Raw genomic sequence first — 16,320 nt, forward strand, 5'->3', positions numbered from 1 at the left:
TCTTTTTACATTTTGAAGCGGTTAAAGCTCAAATAAAAAGTAGTAACCGTAACCAACAATAAATGCAGGAATCGATGAGTAAATAGTCGCAACAAGTGCTGCTTTTGGGGCCATTGCAATAGCCGGGAAAAGGGCATCACCATCGTTTGAGATTGCATTGGCTATTTGTGCTGAAAATGGTGCAGCACCGGAAAGATACAAACTTGTCACTAAAATCTGAGGCCCACACCCTGGAAGCGTGCCAATTGCCAGACCGGCCAATGGCATCCAGATCCCCCAATCCGAGAGAGAACTGGCTATATCCAGCCCCGAAAAGTACGTCGTAAACTCAAAAGCGAGGAAGGCAATGATCACCCACGCGCTGACGAAGTTAGTATCTTGCGCCGCTTTTTGAATCGGATGGGAGTCGGTGATTTTTGCATCTTCGGATACCGTCGATTGGTAACAGCCCAGCTCTTTGGTCATTGCCCAAAGTGACATCGTCATTACCGAGAAAGTCGCCCCAACCCATTCAATGGTATTTGATGGCAAGTTAAGCAACTTGTTGATATCCAATTGGAAAGACATCATCAGTGCGATAACACTTGTCGGCAATAGCAGCCATTTCCAGAATGTGCCTTGTAAATTGATCGCCTTTTGTTCTTGTTCGTTATAGTGCTTGCTCTGGCTTTGCGTATCAAAAGATTCATTTGGATCTATTTTATGGACAGGGCGTAAAAAATCTTCTTTATGAAAAGCATTTACAACCAGCCCGGAAATCGTGCCGACGACGATGCCCGTAATAACTACGCCCAACCCAACCATGGGTTTAGCCGCGAGTAGTAAAAAAGCCGCGTCACCCATTGTTGATGTCAGTACAGCGACAATGGCGCCAAAACCAACTCGTCCACTGATAAACTGAGTCGTCACAACAATTGCGCCGCCACATCCGGGCAAGGCACCAAGCAGCGCAGCGAAAAATACCTGATGAGTTTGAGAGTGACGGTAGAGCTCGGTAAATCGATTCGGTTTCGATAATAAGTGGGAAAGGTAATGATAAATCACCAGAGTCGCACAGACATAACACGATACTGCCCAAAAGGAGTCGGACAGTGTTGTAACCGCGACATCACGAGTGTGTTCATTGATCAACAACGCGAGCATAAAGACAGGAATAAGCAGGCGTTTATACGCTAGGCGGAACTGAGTTGGCCGAAGCAAGTGCTGGGCTGAATGCAAAAATCTCGTCGCGTTCATTGGTTAGCTCAAATGCAAATGGGAATAATTATCATTATATGTAAATGAGATTTATTCGCAACAGAGTTATGCACTTTTCTTCGTGTCAAAGTCCGTCAAATCAGGTAAAGTACGGGCCTTTGTGAGCAAACAGCTTCCAAGGCACAAGATGCCATTATCAGGAAGCGTATCAAATTGACTTGAATAGGAAGAGACATGATTCTAGTTGTAGGTCATAAGAACCCAGACAGTGATAGTATTTGTAGTGCACTCGTTGCAACTGAACTTCTTACGGCGCGTGGTGTTGAAGCAATGCCAATTCGTCAGGGCGAAATCAACCGTGAAACTCAGCACATCCTTGAAGTAGCTGGCGCAGAAGTTCCAGAACTTCGCACTTCAGTAGCGGGTGAAACTGTTTGGCTAGTAGACTACTCAGATCTAGCGCAAGCACCAGACGACATCGCTGAAGCTGAAATTGCGGGTATCGTTGACCACCACCGCCTAGGTGACGTGATGACAGTAAACCCAATGGAAGCATGGATCTGGCCTGTTGGTTGTACTAACACGGTACTATTCAACATGTTCAAGATTGAAGGTCACGAGATCAAGCCTCAAATCGCTAAGCTAATGATGTCAGCAATCCTATCTGACACAGTGGGCTTCGCTTCTCCAACTTGTACTCAAAAAGACAAAGATGCCGTTGCTGAGCTAGCTGCAATCGCAGACGTACAAGACGTTGACGCATTCACGAAAGATCTTCTAATCGCGAAAACAAACATCGAAGGTCTGTCAGCAGCTGAGCTAGTTGAAAAAGACCTGAAAGGTTACCCATTCAACGGTCGTGACGTAGTAGTAGGTCAGGTTGAACTTGCAACACTAGAGCAAGTTGACGGTATGATCGAAGCACTAGAAGCAGACCTGGAATCTCGTTGTGAGAAAGATAACCTAGCGTTCGCTGCTGTGATGCTAACAGACATCACTACTGCTCAAACTCGTCTTCTATACAAAGGTGAGTGGGCAGAGAAGCTAGTTAAGCATGAAGACAACGGCATGCTAATGATGGAAAATACTCTAAGCCGTAAGAAGCAAGGCTGGCCTTGGCTTCAAACTGAATTAGCGTAATTTTCACATTACCAGCTTATAATTGAAATGCCCGCCGATAGGTGGGCATTTTTCTATGGGAAACAGGAGACCAACATGTCCGAGGCATTGACCCAAGAGCAAATGGATACGATCAATCGTTACAATGAAGAACAACGGTTGAAGTACTGCGTAAAAGAGATCGTCGCGAATCGTAAGGTATGGATTCTAAAAGATGAACACGGTTGCGTGATGCTGAATACAGAAGATGACGATTGTGTCCCAGTATGGCCGAACGAAGAGTTTGCTCAGCAATGGGCGACAGGTGAATGGGAAAATTGCGAACCAGAAGCCATCTCACTTAATAAGTGGCACAGCCGCTGGACTGTGGGACTAGAAGATGACGAGCTTTCGGTTGTGGTATTCCCAAATCAGAACGAAGAGGGTGTTGTTCTGTTTCCGGATGAGTTTGATTTCGAACTTCGTAAACTCGCTGGTCGACGATAGTTAAATCCAAAGATCATTGACCAGCCCAAGAATTAATAAAGCCTGCACATAATGCAGGCTTTTTCGTTACATAGAGTGGTTGGGCGCTTTGTAGAAGTGGCTTTCAACCAATCGTTGAGTAATTGGGTGCTCAGGGTGGGTAAGAACCTGTTGAGTATCACCACACTCGACCACTTCGCCTTCATGCATGACCATGACTTTATCCGTAATGTGTTTGACGATACCAATGTGCTGCGACACATAAACGAAAGACAAGCCCATCTCTTCTTGTAGTTCTAAGAATAAATTCAGAATCTGTGAGCGCATAGCCATATCGAGACCGTTTAACGCTTCATCCGCCACAATAATCGAAGGTTGAAGTATCAAAGCGCGAGCCAGACAGACACGTTGTTTTTGTCCGGCGGCCAGCATCTGCGGATAAAAGTAGGCATGTTCAGGTAGTAAGCCAACTCGGCGAAGAGTGTCTTTTACACGTTTCATTCGCGCATCCGGCGGCATGTTGGTATTTCGTTTTAACGGACCTTCTAATATGCGACCAATTTGAATTCGTGGGTTTAGCGAGGTATTCGGATCCTGAAAAATCATACGAATCAGCTTGCAGCGCGTCGCATAATCTTTATGTTCCAAACGTTCACCATTTACGCGAATCTCGCCAGAGCTTGGCGCAACAACACCAGCCAGCATACGAGCCAGAGTCGACTTGCCTGAACCGTTCTGCCCAATAAAGCCGATAGTTTGCCCTGGTTCAAGGGTGAAACTGACCGGTTTTACCGCGACATTCGTCTGACGTTTAAAAAACCGTGAGCGCGTGACAAATTGCTTCGATAAATTATCGACTTCAAGTAGCGCACTCATGACTTTTTCTCCGTGTTCAGTGGAAAGTGACAGTTAAATTTATGATTTTTGATTCGTCGGGTATGCGGAATTTCAACACACTGTTTTTGCGCATAAGGACAACGAGGACCTAATCGACAACCGATTGGCAAATGCTGCAAAGGTGGAATCGAGCCAGGCAGAGACTGGAGTTTCTGCTTGTGTGGAACCCAGTCATTAAAGTCTGGCATCGCCTTTAGCAGAGCATCTGTATAAGGGTGCTTGGGTGCTGCAATTATCTTACGTGTGTCAGCAGACTCAACAGACTGACCACAATACATCACGGTAATGCGGTTCGCCCACTGTGTGATGGTGGTTAGGTCATGGCCAATAAGCAAAATCGTTGTGTTGTTGAGCTGATTCATCCGGCTCAACAGACGCAAGATCTGCGACTGAGTAATTGGGTCAAGGTCATTGGTCGGTTCGTCTGCGATCAGCAATTTAGGCTTAGTGGCAATCGCCATGGCAATCATGATTTTTTGACACTCACCGTCCGTGAGCTCGTAAGGGTAGCTGCCCATTATCCGCTTGTGATCTTTGATGCCAACTTTATGGAGTAGGGCAATGGCTTGTTTTTTACGCCACTTAAATCGCTCCCACCATTTACCATCAAAAGATCGAGAAGGGATCGATTCAATCAGTTGTCGACCCACTTCCTCTGAAGGATCCAAACAGGTCGAAGGCTCCTGAAAAATCATCGCAATATCTCGTGCGATAACTTTACGCCGTTCCTTAGGAGTAAGCTGCAAGAGATCGATATTTCCCAAGCGCATTCGGTCTGCGGTGATTCGCCAAGTATCTTTGCTAACGCCAACAATGGCTTTAGCAACCAGACTTTTTCCTGAGCCGGATTCACCTACTAAGCCGCGAATTTCACCTTCGTTTAACGTTAGGCTCATTCTGTCTACAGCTCGCACCATTCCCTGAGGTGTTTCAATTTCAATGGTCAAATGACGAATGTCTAATAACGGCATTATTCGATCCCCGCATTAAGCGATCGGCGTACCCCTTCACCTACTAAGTTTAGGGTAATGACAGTAAACATGATAGTGAGGCCTGGTAGGGTTACCGTCCACGGTGCGATGTAAATAAGTTCGACTGAATCGCCCAAAATAGCGCCCCATTCAGTACTTGGTGCTTGTGCTCCCAAACCCAGAAAGCCCAACGCGGTGATGTCTAAAATCGCAGTAGAAAGCGCCAGAGTGAACTCTGCGGCGATGACGGTAAGCACGTTTGGCAGTATCGAGCTCCAAAGTAGATAGAAATCATTTGCACCATCCAGGCGTGCCGCCATGATGTAGTCTTTTTCTACCTCGGTGTGAACCGCGATGTAAACCGAGCGAATAAAACGCGGAATGAGCGCCAAACAAATCGCCAGCAAGATATTGAACTCGCCGAACCCCAGAAATGCCACAAAAATGATCGCTAATAGTAGCGAGGGAATGGACATTACTGTGTCGAGCAGGTGGTTCAAGGTACTGGACAGCAGACCTTTAGTCATGCCGGCCAATACACCAATCAGGCAACCGATGATGGCTGCCGTGACGGTTATACCCACTGCTGCACCAAACGTGAGCTGAGACCCGATGATAAGACGTGACAGAATATCGCGTCCCAAGTCGTCCGTTCCCAAGAAGTAATCGACAGAACCTGATGGTGACCAAGAAGGCGGCACAAGTAGCTCGCCAGATTGAGCCTGAGGGTCAAAAGGGGCGATTAACGGCGCAAATAGGGTGATTAATACAATGAAAGTGAGACACCATAAGCCAAACATTGCCAAACCGTTAGCGCGGTAGCTGCGCCAGAATCGTTCGAACTGAGTTGGAATGTGTTCTTCCTGATAAACGTTATTTGTTAGCATACCATTCCTTTCTCACCAGAGGGTTAATCATGGCACCAATCAAATCCGATAGGATATTGGCGGTCAGAACCAGTGTTGCAAGCACCATAACGCCTGCCTGAATAGAGGCATAATCTTGGTTTGCCAGCGCATCTAATAGCCAGCGGCCAATACCTGGCCAGTTGAAAACAGACTCGGTAATGATCGCAAGGGTGATCATGCTTGATAGTTGAACGCCGACTTTTGGGACGATGGGTGGAATCGCGTTGCGCAGTACGTGCTGAGTGATGATCTCTCGGTTAGAAAGACCTTTAATTCGAGCGGCACGAATGTAATTTTGACTCATTACTTCGGCAACCGACGAACGCATTAAACCAATAACTTGGGTCGTTGGCGCGAGTGCCAGTACCAAACAAGGCAGCACCATATGTTCAATAACACTTTGCAATGCATGGGCACGATACTCGCCCTTTGCCATAAAGGCATCGACGATGGCAAAGCCAGTGATATGATCGATTTCATACAGCAGGTCATAGCGGCCAGCCACCGGGAAAAATTGATACTCTAGTGAAAACACCATGATAAGTAGCAACGCCACCCAAAAAATTGGCGCGGAATACCCGGACATGGCTAAAAACGAGATACTGGTATCTAACACTTTTCCTTGTTTCATCCCCGCCAGAGTTCCTAATGGAATCCCAATAAACAGCGAAACCAGAAAAGCAAAAAAGCACAGCTCTAACGTTGCCGGGAACACGATTGCTAACTCATCGAAAATGGCATTGCCACTCTTGCTGTAGCCGAAATCAAGCTGTGACAGGTTAACAAGATAACTCTGCCAACCCGACCAAAAATCAACTTGTGCCCAATGCGATAGAGGATCGAGACGCAGCAGAGAGAAACCCACTAAAGTGAGGATCATCAATGTGATGAAAAACAGGTTAAAGCGTCGAATGGTATACAAAAACATCAGTGAACTCTCTCAACTCTATCAAATGGTTGTGCATTGAAAGGGCTTGATTTGAAGCCTGTCAGCGATTTGTCGTGAACACGGAATTGCACACCATGCGCTAGTGGAATAACAGGGAATTGCTCATTCAATATGTTTTGCGCCTGACGGTAGAGGTTCAAACGGTATCGTGGTTCCTGCGTCTCTATCGCTAAATCCAGTAGGAAATCGAAATCATCGTTACACCACATCGAAACGTTCAGGCCAACTCGGTCAGACTCACATGACAATAACGGTCGGAAGAAGTTATCTGGGTCACCCGTATCACCTATCCACCCCGTAAGCAGCAAATCAAGATTGTCCAGATTATCCAAATCGACACGTTCAAACCTATCATCTGTCAACAAGGTTAAATCCACACCAATATCGGCAAAGTTAGCTTGTATCAACTCTGCCGTTTTACGCGGACTTGGGTTGAACGCGCGCGGCTCCAGAGGAACCCACATGGTGAGCGCTAAGCCTTCTTGATAGCCAGCCTCACGAAGAAGCGCGAGAGCGTAGTTTCTGTCGTAGCGTATTTTGACACTGTCTTTTTGATAAGCCCATGAGTTTGGCGGGAGCAAGGTGTAGGCCTGAGTACCTGTTCCGTAATAAACGGAATCCAATATGTTTTGTCGGTTAATCGCAAGGTTAAGCGCTTGACGAACGCGAGGATCAGTCAGCGCAGGGTTGCCAGTATTAATGGCGATGAAAGAGACGTTGTTCGCTGGTGTCGCTTTCAATTCCAGATTTTCATTTTCCTGAATGACGGGTATCTGGCTTGAAATTGGCGAAGACAACACATCGCATTCATTTCTTAGTAATTTTGCCAGTGTGCCGGTTCCACGATGCGAAATATCAAAAACCACCTGTTCCATTTTCGCTGGAGAGTTCCAGTATTGAGCATGACGCTCTAAGCGAATTAAATCATTCACCTGGAACTCTTTTAGTTGGAATGGGCCTGTACCAATGGGAAATTGATCAATCTGCTCTTTATGATCTTTAGCCGCGAGTTGTTGTCCGTACTCAGCCGATAGCAATACTGCGTGGCTGGTGGCAATGTTGGCCAGAAAAGAGAAGTTTGGCTTTGAAAGCTTAAACATGACGGTGTCATTGTCGATAGCAATGACATCTTGCAGCAAGTTCTTGAAATCCAGACCGGCAAACCATGGATACAAACCACCGCCCACCTGATGGAAAGGGTGGTTGTCATCAATGATTCGTTTGAAGCTAAACACGACGTCTTGCGAATTCAGTGCTCGGCTGGGTGTAAACCAAGATGTCGACTGAAATTGAACACCGTGCTTGAGCTTAAACGTGTATTCAGTCCCATCCGCATTGACTGACCAGCTTTGTGCAATATTGGCAACCGGCTTATGGGATGTAGGATCGAGCGTAAGCAACGTATCATACAACTGAGGGCTCAATGCTTCAGCAGTAATACCACTATCAACCAATTGTGGGTTAAATGTTGTTGGCTTACCTTGCCCACAAAACACAAATCCTGTTTGGCGAATATCATTGTGGTCGATCTCATCGCCACAGGCGGTGAGTAAGCTAATCCCGATAAGGCTCAGCGATAATCTTATAAAAGCATTCATAATATGAAATGTTCATTGGATCTTGCTTGTTTCATCGAAGTTACTCATCTGGCGTTACAAGCGAAAATGATCCCGCTAATTTAACACCTTTGTGAACTCGCTCCAAATACAAAATCTTTTGCTCGCAGTGTGTTAGATAAAAAGACCTAGTCTAATTATCACTGTAGACCTAAATTGTTACGCATGTTTAGGTCTCGTTTCTGTTTGTGATAGCAAATATTGAGTTCAACCTGGTATCAACTTTGCCCGACTAACCCATATTTGCGAACCATTCCACGTAATTGATGGTAACTTAGCCCGAGCAATTCTGCAGCCTGACGCTGATTGAACTTAGCTTCTTCCAGCGCACGGTTGAGCAAGCTAATATCTTGTTCTTCTTGCCACTGTTTGTAATCGAGCGGGAAATGAAATTGAGTGCTTTGTTCGGCCACATCTTGTTCTTCTTCTTGCTCATTCGAGTGACCCAAAGCGTTGTCCCAGACGGTTGCGAAAGGATTGAATATCAACTGATCAATTGGATCGGCGTTTAAGCCATGTTGATAGATCGCGCGCTCAATAACGTTTTTCAGCTCCCGAACGTTCCCTGGCCAAGGGTAGTCAAGTAACGAGCGTTCTGCTTCTGCGGTGAAACCGACGAAATATTCAAGCTGAAGTTCGCGGCACATCTTTATGGCGTAGTATTCCGCCAAAGAAAGAATGTCTTCTTTTCTCTCACGGAGAGGAGGAAGCATGATGACATCAAAAGCAAGCCGGTCGAGCAGATCGGCACGGAAATCACCTTGTTCAGCAAGTTTGGGTAAGTCGGCATTGGTCGCACAGACTAATCGCACGTCGGCATTCAAAGCAGTGTGCCCGCCAACGCGTTCATATTCACCATATTCGATGACACGCAGCAACTTTTCTTGCACTAACAGTGGCGCAGTTGCTAGTTCATCAAGGAAAAGGGTACCGCCTTCCGCTCGCTCAAAGCGACCTTTATGTTTGCCTTTTGACCCAGTGAACGAGCCAGGTTCATGACCAAACAATTCAGAATCAATCAAACCTTCGCTCAGTGTGGCACAATTTAATGACAGAAGTGGCTTGTCCCAACGTCTTGATAAATAATGCAAACGCTGTGCAATAAGCTCTTTACCGGTACCGCGCTCACCAATAATGAGTACCGGGCGTTCAATTGGCGCAAGTTGTGATACTTTATCTAATACAGCGAGAAAAGCGGGCGATTCACCAATCAGGTTTTGCTTCATAGATTCCTTCTTACTTAGCTGCCTAGGTGTGAATTCAATAGGGAATTGGTGAAATTCACCAACAGTTGGTGAAAAACATCATAGCATAATGGTGCATAACAACAACAAAATGCATAACCTATTGATTTTATGGTGGAACTTAAGTTGGCACGTAACTTGTTATGTATTTAGGTAGACACAAGGTAAATCACCACCTTGTCGGGTTTTAATAGGAAAAAAGAGGAGTTCCGTCATGGGTATTTTTTCTCGTTTTGCAGATATCGTTAACTCAAACATCAGTGCATTGTTGGACAAGGCGGAAGATCCTGAAAAAATGATCCGTCTCATCATTCAAGAAATGGAAGACACACTTGTCGAGGTTCGTACCAACTCAGCGAAAGCGATCGCAGACAAAAAAGAGTTGGCTCGTAAAGTTGAGGCTATCGAAGATCAAATCAATGAATGGGGCAAAAAAGCCAGCCTTGCGTTGGTAAAAGAGCGTGAAGATTTAGCGCGTGCTGCTCTTATAGAGAAGCAAAAGCTTGAACAGTTAATCAAAGGCCTTCATACAGAACAAACTTTGGTTGAAGAGACCATTGATAAGTTAACCGGTGAAATTGGTAAGCTGGAAAACAAAATTGCGGAAACACGAGCGAAACAGCAAGCTCTGGCAATCCGTAATCAAACCGCAACTAATCGTCGTGATGTGCAAAAACATCTTCACACTAGCCGTACCAATGAAGCGATGGCTAAGTTTGAACAATACTCACGTAAAGTCGATGAGTTGGAAGCGGAAGCTGACCTATATTCAAGCACTGGCCAGTCAAAATCGTTAGAGCAGGAGTTTGCAGAGCTTCAGGCGCAAGATGAAATTGAAAAAGAGTTGGCAAAACTGAAAGAACAGATGTCATCACAAGATAAATAAAAGAGGAGCCATTTATGACGACATTTTTTATAACAGGACCAGTCATTGTCTTTTTGATCTTTGTCGCTCCACTTTGGCTCTTCTTACACTATCGCAGTAAACGTAAAACGGATAGTGCACTGTCGAACCAGGATCTGGAGCGCCTTCAGGTACTATCCGAAAAAGCAGAATCGATGCAGGCTAGGGTAGATACACTTGAACGCATTCTAGACGCAGAGTCACCAACGTGGAGACGCAAGTATGAGTAGTCGAGAGCTTTATCGTGACCCAGCAAATGGCAAGCTTGCCGGTGTGTGTGCCGGATTTGCTAACTACTTTGGTGTGGAGGTCTGGTTGATTCGTATCTTGGTTATTTCTGCAGGTTTGCTCGGCGGTACGTTTTTGGTGCTTCTCGCCTATGTCGCTTTAGCGTTTATGTTGGAAAAGCAGCCAATGACTTATTCAGAAAATATCAAGGCCCAGCAGGATCATACTCTAAAGAGTAAGCCATGGCAGAAGGGTCAAAGTCCGGAGCAGTTCTTGAGTGTGCTTGAGCGTGATTTTAACCGCATTGATGGCAAAATTCGCAATATGGAAGCGTATGTCACTTCCGATACATTCAGAGTCAACAGAGAGTTCAACAAGCTCTGAGGATTATGCAACTAGAATTTTGTTTTAAAGAGCAGGCCCCAAGCCTGCTTTTTGCTCACAAATTCCTCATTTAAATCAATATTATCTTCGCCTCACATGGCAGCTTGAGCATTGTTCATCTAACTTAAATGTAGTCTCTATATTCGTTGGATGAATATGATGAAAAAGCTGCTCATTCCAATAGCCGTTACGGCTGCTTTGTCGGGATGTGGTAAAGAACTACCACCCGTTCCCGAACCAGAATCTCGACCCGCTAAACTTTTTACGGTCTCTGTTGGTAACTCACAGTTTGATCGTCATTTCCCTGCTACGACTGACTCTGGCGATAAAGCCGTATTAGCCTTTCGTGTTCCCGGGCTACTTCAGTCGATTGACGTTCACGAAGGTCAACTCGTCAGCAAAGGTGATGTGTTGGCAACACTGAACCCCGACGAATACACGCTTCTGGAACAACAAGCGAGAGCAAATTTTGCGCTCGCGGACGTGCAATACCAACGGTATAAAAAGCTTCGTGTCGATCAGGTTGTGTCAGAACAGGACTTTGATGAAGCGAAAGCCAATCACAATTCTGCCAAAGCTCAGTGGGATCAGGCGAAAGCGAATCTGAGTTACACCAAACTCGTTGCTCCTTATGATGGCACGATCTCATACCTTCCTGCGGAAAACCATGAATACGTTGCCGCCAAAGAAGGCGTGATGAATATCCAAACCAATCAATTGATGAAGGTGATATTCCAGCTTCCTAGCCACTTGCTCAATCGTTACGCTCCTGGGGTTAACGTCACAGCAAAAATGGAGTTTGATGCCTTTCCAGAACGGTCATTCGATTTAACTTTTCAGGAGATCGATACCGAAGCCGACCCTAAAACGGGCAGTTACAAAGTCACTATGGTAATGGAGCGTCCTGAAGGCGTTGGGATCTTACCAGGGATGTCCGGTAACGTGCTTGTTACTTCACTGAACTCCGGCGTTACAACCATTCCCAATTCAGCACTGTTTGAAGAGTCAGGACAAAGCTACGTCTGGCGTGTAGATGAGCAAGGTATTGTGACCAAAGCCGCGATCACAATGAATGACAAAAATCAGGTTCTACAAGGCCTGGATGATGGTGATGTGATCGTAATTTCTGGCGTCAATGTGATAGAGCCGGGTATCAAAGTCAGAGCCTGGGTTAAGGAAAGAGGGTTGTAATATGAAAAGAATTATAGCCTTAGCCGTTTTATGCTTGCCGTTTTTCATCTCTGGTTGCGGTGATAAAGGGCCTGAAAAAGAGGTGGAAATTCCCCGAGTAAGAGTCGTTTCTTTAGAGGGAAGTAAGGTTGACGATAATTTGTACTTTCCTGCGGTGGCCAATGCGGCTGATCGTTCGCATCTCAGTTTTAGAGTTGCGGGTGAAGTTAGCAGTATCAGGGTCAAAGAGGGCGATAAGGTGAAAAAAGATGACGTTATTGCCACGTTAGACCCGACTGATTATCAATTGGATGTGGACAACGCTTCTGCCCGTTTTTCTGTAGTGGATAGTCAATACCGCCGCTCTCGTCCTCTTGTCGATAAAGGCTTACTGGCTAAATCGCAGTTTGATGAAATTGCTGCTCAGCGCCAAATCGCTCTGGCAGAGCTGAAACTAGCTCAACTACGTTTGTCATTTACGACTTTAAAAGCACCAGTGGATGGCATCATCTCCAGGGTTAATGTTGATCAGTTCGAAAATATTCAAGTTGGCCAGTATATCGTGAATATACACAGCTTGGATCGTTTCGAAGTACTTATTCAATTTCCGGATCGTTTGTACGTCAAAGAGCCTCCGACCGATGAAAGGCTCACCTCTATTCAGGGGGTTGTGCGTGTTCCAAGCGGTAATGAATACATAGGAACTGTCAAAGAGTTTACCACTGAGCCCGACCCCGCCACTGGCACGTTCACGGTTACCCTCTCACTACCGATGCCAAAAGACGAATACATCCTTGATGGAATGGCGGTTGAAGTCACGTCAAAAGATGAAAAAGTCGGTTTGAATTTGAATGTCGGGATTAATGTACCAATCGAAGCGATTTTCAACGCGGATGGCGACGATCTGAGTCGTGAAAACAAGTTCGTTTGGGTACTTAACGACGATAATACCGTTTCTCGCCAACAGATACGCACGGGTAAAGCTTCAAAGACATCGATACAAGTGCTTGATGGGCTTGAATTACACGACAAGGTTGTCGTCGCTGGGGTGTCAAGACTCAGAGAAGGTATGCAAGTAGAAGTGGTTGAGCAGGAGGCAGGTTTATGAATGAGAAAAATAAAGTGCCTCAAACGGACGAAGACGTAACGGGTATCGCGGCTTACTTTATTAAAAACCGTGTTATCAGTTGGATGGTGTCACTGATTTTCTTGATCGGTGGTGTCGCCGCATTTTTTGGGTTAGGGCGTCTGGAAGATCCTGCTTTCACCATCAAAGACGCCATGGTCGTCACCTCGTATCCGGGAGCGACACCTCAACAAGTGGAAGAAGAGGTGACGTACCCACTTGAAAAAGCCATTCAGCAATTGACGTACGTCGATGAGGTGAATTCTATTTCGAGTCGTGGGCTGTCTCAAATTACCGTAACGATGAAAAACAATTACGGCCCGGATGACTTACCTCAAATTTGGGATGAATTAAGGCGAAAAGTTAATGACTTGAAAGGCACGTTACCGCCTGGTGTGAATGATCCTCAAGTGATTGATGACTTTGGCGATGTCTACGGCATTTTGCTCGCAGTGACGGGGGATGGTTACAGCTACAAAGAACTGCTGGATTACGTTGATTACCTGAGACGGGAACTCGAACTTGTAGACGGTGTGAGTAAAGTATCTGTGTCTGGCACACAGCAAGAACAGGTCTTTATTGAAATCTCGATGAAGAAATTGAGCAGTTTGGGTCTGTCTCCCGATACCGTATTCGGACTTCTCTCAACTCAAAACGTAATCTCCGATGCTGGTGCGATCAGAATTGGTGATGAATATATTCGAATCCAACCAACCGGGCAGTTTCAGAATGTCGACGAGCTGGGTGATTTATTGCTGACCGAAGTGGGTGCTCAGGGGCTGATTTTCCTTAAAGATGTCGCTGACATTAAACGCGGCTACATTGAGGTTCCAACCAATATCGTCAACTTCAATGGCAGCTTGGCGCTGAATGTCGGTGTTTCGTTTGCACAAGGGGTCAATGTTGTTGAAGTCGGAAAAGTGTTTGATCGCCGACTTGCTGAATTGAAGTATCAACAACCCGTCGGAATCGAGATCTCAGAAATTTATAGTCAACCGAAGGAAGTGGATAAATCGGTAAGTGGCTTTGTTGTGAGTCTCGCACAAGCGATTGGGATAGTGATCGTCGTATTGCTGTTCTTTATGGGGCTTCGTTCTGGCTTACTTATCGGTTTGATCCTGCTGCTAACGGTCCTCGGCACATTCATCTTCATGAAGTACCTGGCCATCGATCTACAACGTATTTCTTTAGGGGCGTTGGTCATCGCTTTGGGGATGCTGGTGGATAATGCCATCGTCGTTGTGGAAGGGATATTAATTGGTACCCAAAAGGGAAGAACGCGCTTACAAGCAGCGACCGATATCGTTACCCAGACTAAGTGGCCTTTGCTTGGCGCGACTATCATTGCGGTCACCGCTTTTGCGCCGATTGGGCTTTCTCAGGACTCCACAGGTGAGTACTGCGGTACCTTGTTTACTGTGCTTCTCATCTCTTTGATGCTCAGTTGGTTTACCGCGATTTCATTAACACCATTTTTTGCCGACATTTTCTTCAAAGGCCAGAAAATAAATCAAACGGAAGGCGAAGATAGCGACCCGTATAATGGTATTGTTTTTGTTACCTACAAGACGTTTCTCGAGTTTTGCATGCGTCGTGCATGGTTCACTGTCGTGGTGTTAATTGTTGGGCTCGCGGCCAGTGTGTACGGATTTATGTTTGTAAAACAGTCCTTCTTCCCATCTTCAACAACACCGATTTTTCAGTTGGATGTGTGGTTACCTGAGGGGACGGATATTAGAGCAACCAATGATAAGCTGAACGAACTTGAACATTGGTTAGCGCAACAAGAACATGTTGAGCATATTACGACGACGGCAGGGAAAGGCTTGCAGCGCTTCATGTTGACGTATGCACCAGAGAAAAGTTATGCCGCGTATGGTGAAATCACCACACGAATGGAGAACTATGAAGCGCTTGAACCCTTGATGGCGCGTTTCCGAGAGCATCTAAAAGCCAATTACCCTGAAATTAACTATAAACTTAAACAAATTGAGTTAGGCCCGGGTGGTGGTGCGAAAATTGAAGCGCGACTTATCGGTTCTGACCCAACAGTGCTTCGCACGCTCGCCGCTCAGGTAATGGATATTATGTACGCTGACCCTGCCGCGACGAATATTCGACATGATTGGCGAGAACGCACTCAAGTTTTGGAGCCTCAGTTTAACGAGAGCCAGGCTCGCCGTTACGGCATCACCAAATCAGATGTCGATGATTATCTCTCCATGTCGTTTTCGGGTATGAAGATTGGTCTGTACCGAGATGGTACGACGTTGATGCCTATCGTGGCTCGATTGCCTGAAGATGAACGGATCGATATTCGTAACATTGAAGGTATGAAAATTTGGAGTCCGGCAAAAACTGAATTTATCCCGCTGCAACAAGTGACAATGGGATACGATATGCGTTGGGAAGATCCAATCGTCGTCCGTAAAAATCGTAAACGTATGCTCACTGTGATGGCCGACCCTGATATATTGGGTGAAGAAACGGCTTCAACATTGCAAAAGCGTCTACAACCTCAAATCGAAGCGATTGAGATGCCGCCGGGATACTCTATCGAGTGGGGCGGTGAATACGAGTCATCAGGTGATGCTCAGGCGTCGTTGTTTACGACAATGCCAATGGGTTACTTGTTCATGTTCCTTATTACCGTATTCCTGTTCAACTCGGTCAAAGAACCTTTGATTGTGTGGCTGACTGTTCCACTGGCTCTGATTGGTGTTACGACAGGGCTTTTGGCCCTGAATACGCCATTTGGTTTTATGGCTTTACTGGGCTTTCTGAGTTTGTCGGGGATGGTACTGAAAAACGGCATCGTTCTGCTTGATCAAATTGAGATTGAAATGAAGTCAGGTAAAGATGCCTATGATGCGGTTGTCGACGCCGCAGTGAGCCGTGTCCGTCCTGTATGTATGGCGGCAATCACCACGATTTTAGGCATGATTCCGCTTTTACCCGATATTTTCTTCAAGCCAATGGCTGTGACGATCATGTTCGGTTTGGGTTTTGCGACGGTATTAACTTTGATTGTTGTCCCAGTCCTGTATCGTCTATTCCACAGAGTAGCCGTACCGAAATAGAATGAGTATAAATCGATAACGCCTCTGGCTAGCGAGTCAGGGGCGTTTTTATAAGGACGTAT

15 protein-coding genes are annotated in these 16,320 nt (G+C 45.9%); 8 read left to right on the plus strand and 7 right to left on the minus strand.

Annotated features, from left to right (window positions below):
• Positions 1-21: 21 nt before the first annotated feature.
• On the minus strand, positions 22-1,236 hold the full coding sequence (locus tag VER99_RS05675; protein WP_020332963.1) for a putative manganese transporter: 1,215 nt from the start codon (positions 1,234-1,236) through the stop codon (positions 22-24).
• A gap of 195 nt (positions 1,237-1,431) precedes the next feature.
• On the opposite strand from VER99_RS05675, the gene VER99_RS05680 reads away from it, so the two are divergent.
• A complete protein-coding gene (locus tag VER99_RS05680) occupies positions 1,432-2,337 on the plus strand; it encodes a manganese-dependent inorganic pyrophosphatase (protein WP_014231511.1) in 906 nt (301 codons plus the stop codon).
• A gap of 75 nt (positions 2,338-2,412) precedes the next feature.
• Positions 2,413-2,802 (plus strand): DUF2750 domain-containing protein, encoded by a 390-nt coding sequence (locus tag VER99_RS05685; protein ID WP_014231512.1) that lies wholly within the window; start codon positions 2,413-2,415, stop codon positions 2,800-2,802.
• A gap of 66 nt (positions 2,803-2,868) precedes the next feature.
• On the opposite strand, the gene VER99_RS05690 is transcribed toward VER99_RS05685, so the two are convergent.
• The 6 genes from VER99_RS05690 to pspF form a co-directional block, all read right to left on the minus strand.
• Entirely contained in the window at positions 2,869-3,657 is a 789-nt protein-coding gene (locus VER99_RS05690; protein WP_014231513.1) for a peptide ABC transporter ATP-binding protein, read from the minus strand.
• Entirely contained in the window at positions 3,654-4,649 is a 996-nt protein-coding gene (locus VER99_RS05695; RefSeq protein ID WP_014231514.1) for a peptide ABC transporter ATP-binding protein, read from the minus strand. The genes VER99_RS05690 and VER99_RS05695 overlap by 4 nt, the downstream gene beginning before the upstream one ends.
• Positions 4,649-5,536 carry an ABC transporter permease subunit gene (locus VER99_RS05700; RefSeq protein ID WP_014231515.1) on the minus strand — a complete coding sequence of 296 codons (888 nt, stop codon included), beginning with the start codon at positions 5,534-5,536 and terminating at the stop codon, positions 4,649-4,651. The genes VER99_RS05695 and VER99_RS05700 overlap by 1 nt, the downstream gene beginning before the upstream one ends.
• On the minus strand, positions 5,523-6,485 hold the full coding sequence (locus tag VER99_RS05705) for an ABC transporter permease (protein WP_020332964.1): 963 nt from the start codon (positions 6,483-6,485) through the stop codon (positions 5,523-5,525). The genes VER99_RS05700 and VER99_RS05705 overlap by 14 nt, the downstream gene beginning before the upstream one ends.
• Entirely contained in the window at positions 6,485-8,104 is a 1,620-nt protein-coding gene (locus VER99_RS05710; RefSeq protein WP_014231517.1) for an ABC transporter substrate-binding protein, read from the minus strand. The genes VER99_RS05705 and VER99_RS05710 overlap by 1 nt, the downstream gene beginning before the upstream one ends.
• 236 nt (positions 8,105-8,340) lie before the next feature.
• The gene (gene pspF / locus VER99_RS05715) at positions 8,341-9,348 is read right to left on the minus strand and encodes a phage shock protein operon transcriptional activator (protein WP_020332965.1); all 1,008 of its coding nucleotides are present in this window, start codon (positions 9,346-9,348) and stop codon (positions 8,341-8,343) included.
• A 232-nt stretch (positions 9,349-9,580) separates the two neighbouring features.
• On the opposite strand from pspF, the gene pspA reads away from it, so the two are divergent.
• From pspA to vmeI, 6 genes are all read left to right on the plus strand, one after another.
• Positions 9,581-10,252, plus strand: coding sequence for a phage shock protein PspA (gene pspA / locus VER99_RS05720; RefSeq protein ID WP_020332966.1), 672 nt, complete (start codon positions 9,581-9,583; stop codon positions 10,250-10,252).
• A gap of 14 nt (positions 10,253-10,266) precedes the next feature.
• The gene (pspB, locus tag VER99_RS05725; RefSeq protein WP_020332967.1) at positions 10,267-10,500 is read left to right on the plus strand and encodes an envelope stress response membrane protein PspB; all 234 of its coding nucleotides are present in this window, start codon (positions 10,267-10,269) and stop codon (positions 10,498-10,500) included.
• Positions 10,493-10,882, plus strand: a complete 390-nt coding sequence (gene pspC / locus VER99_RS05730) for an envelope stress response membrane protein PspC (protein ID WP_020332968.1) — start codon at positions 10,493-10,495, stop codon at positions 10,880-10,882. The genes pspB and pspC overlap by 8 nt, the downstream gene beginning before the upstream one ends.
• 159 nt (positions 10,883-11,041) lie before the next feature.
• Entirely contained in the window at positions 11,042-12,073 is a 1,032-nt protein-coding gene (locus VER99_RS05735; RefSeq protein WP_014231522.1) for an efflux RND transporter periplasmic adaptor subunit, read from the plus strand.
• 1 nt (position 12,074) lies between these two features.
• On the plus strand, positions 12,075-13,160 hold the full coding sequence (locus VER99_RS05740) for an efflux RND transporter periplasmic adaptor subunit (RefSeq protein ID WP_014231523.1): 1,086 nt from the start codon (positions 12,075-12,077) through the stop codon (positions 13,158-13,160).
• Complete coding sequence (gene vmeI / locus VER99_RS05745) at positions 13,157-16,258, plus strand: efflux RND transporter permease subunit VmeI (RefSeq protein ID WP_020332969.1); 3,102 nt, start codon at positions 13,157-13,159, stop codon at positions 16,256-16,258. Before VER99_RS05740 ends, vmeI begins: the two co-directional genes overlap by 4 nt.
• Positions 16,259-16,320 lie beyond the last annotated feature (62 nt).

Origin of the sequence: Vibrio natriegens NBRC 15636 = ATCC 14048 = DSM 759, assembly GCF_035621455.1 — a bacterium.
Lineage (GTDB): Bacteria > Pseudomonadota > Gammaproteobacteria > Enterobacterales > Vibrionaceae > Vibrio > Vibrio natriegens.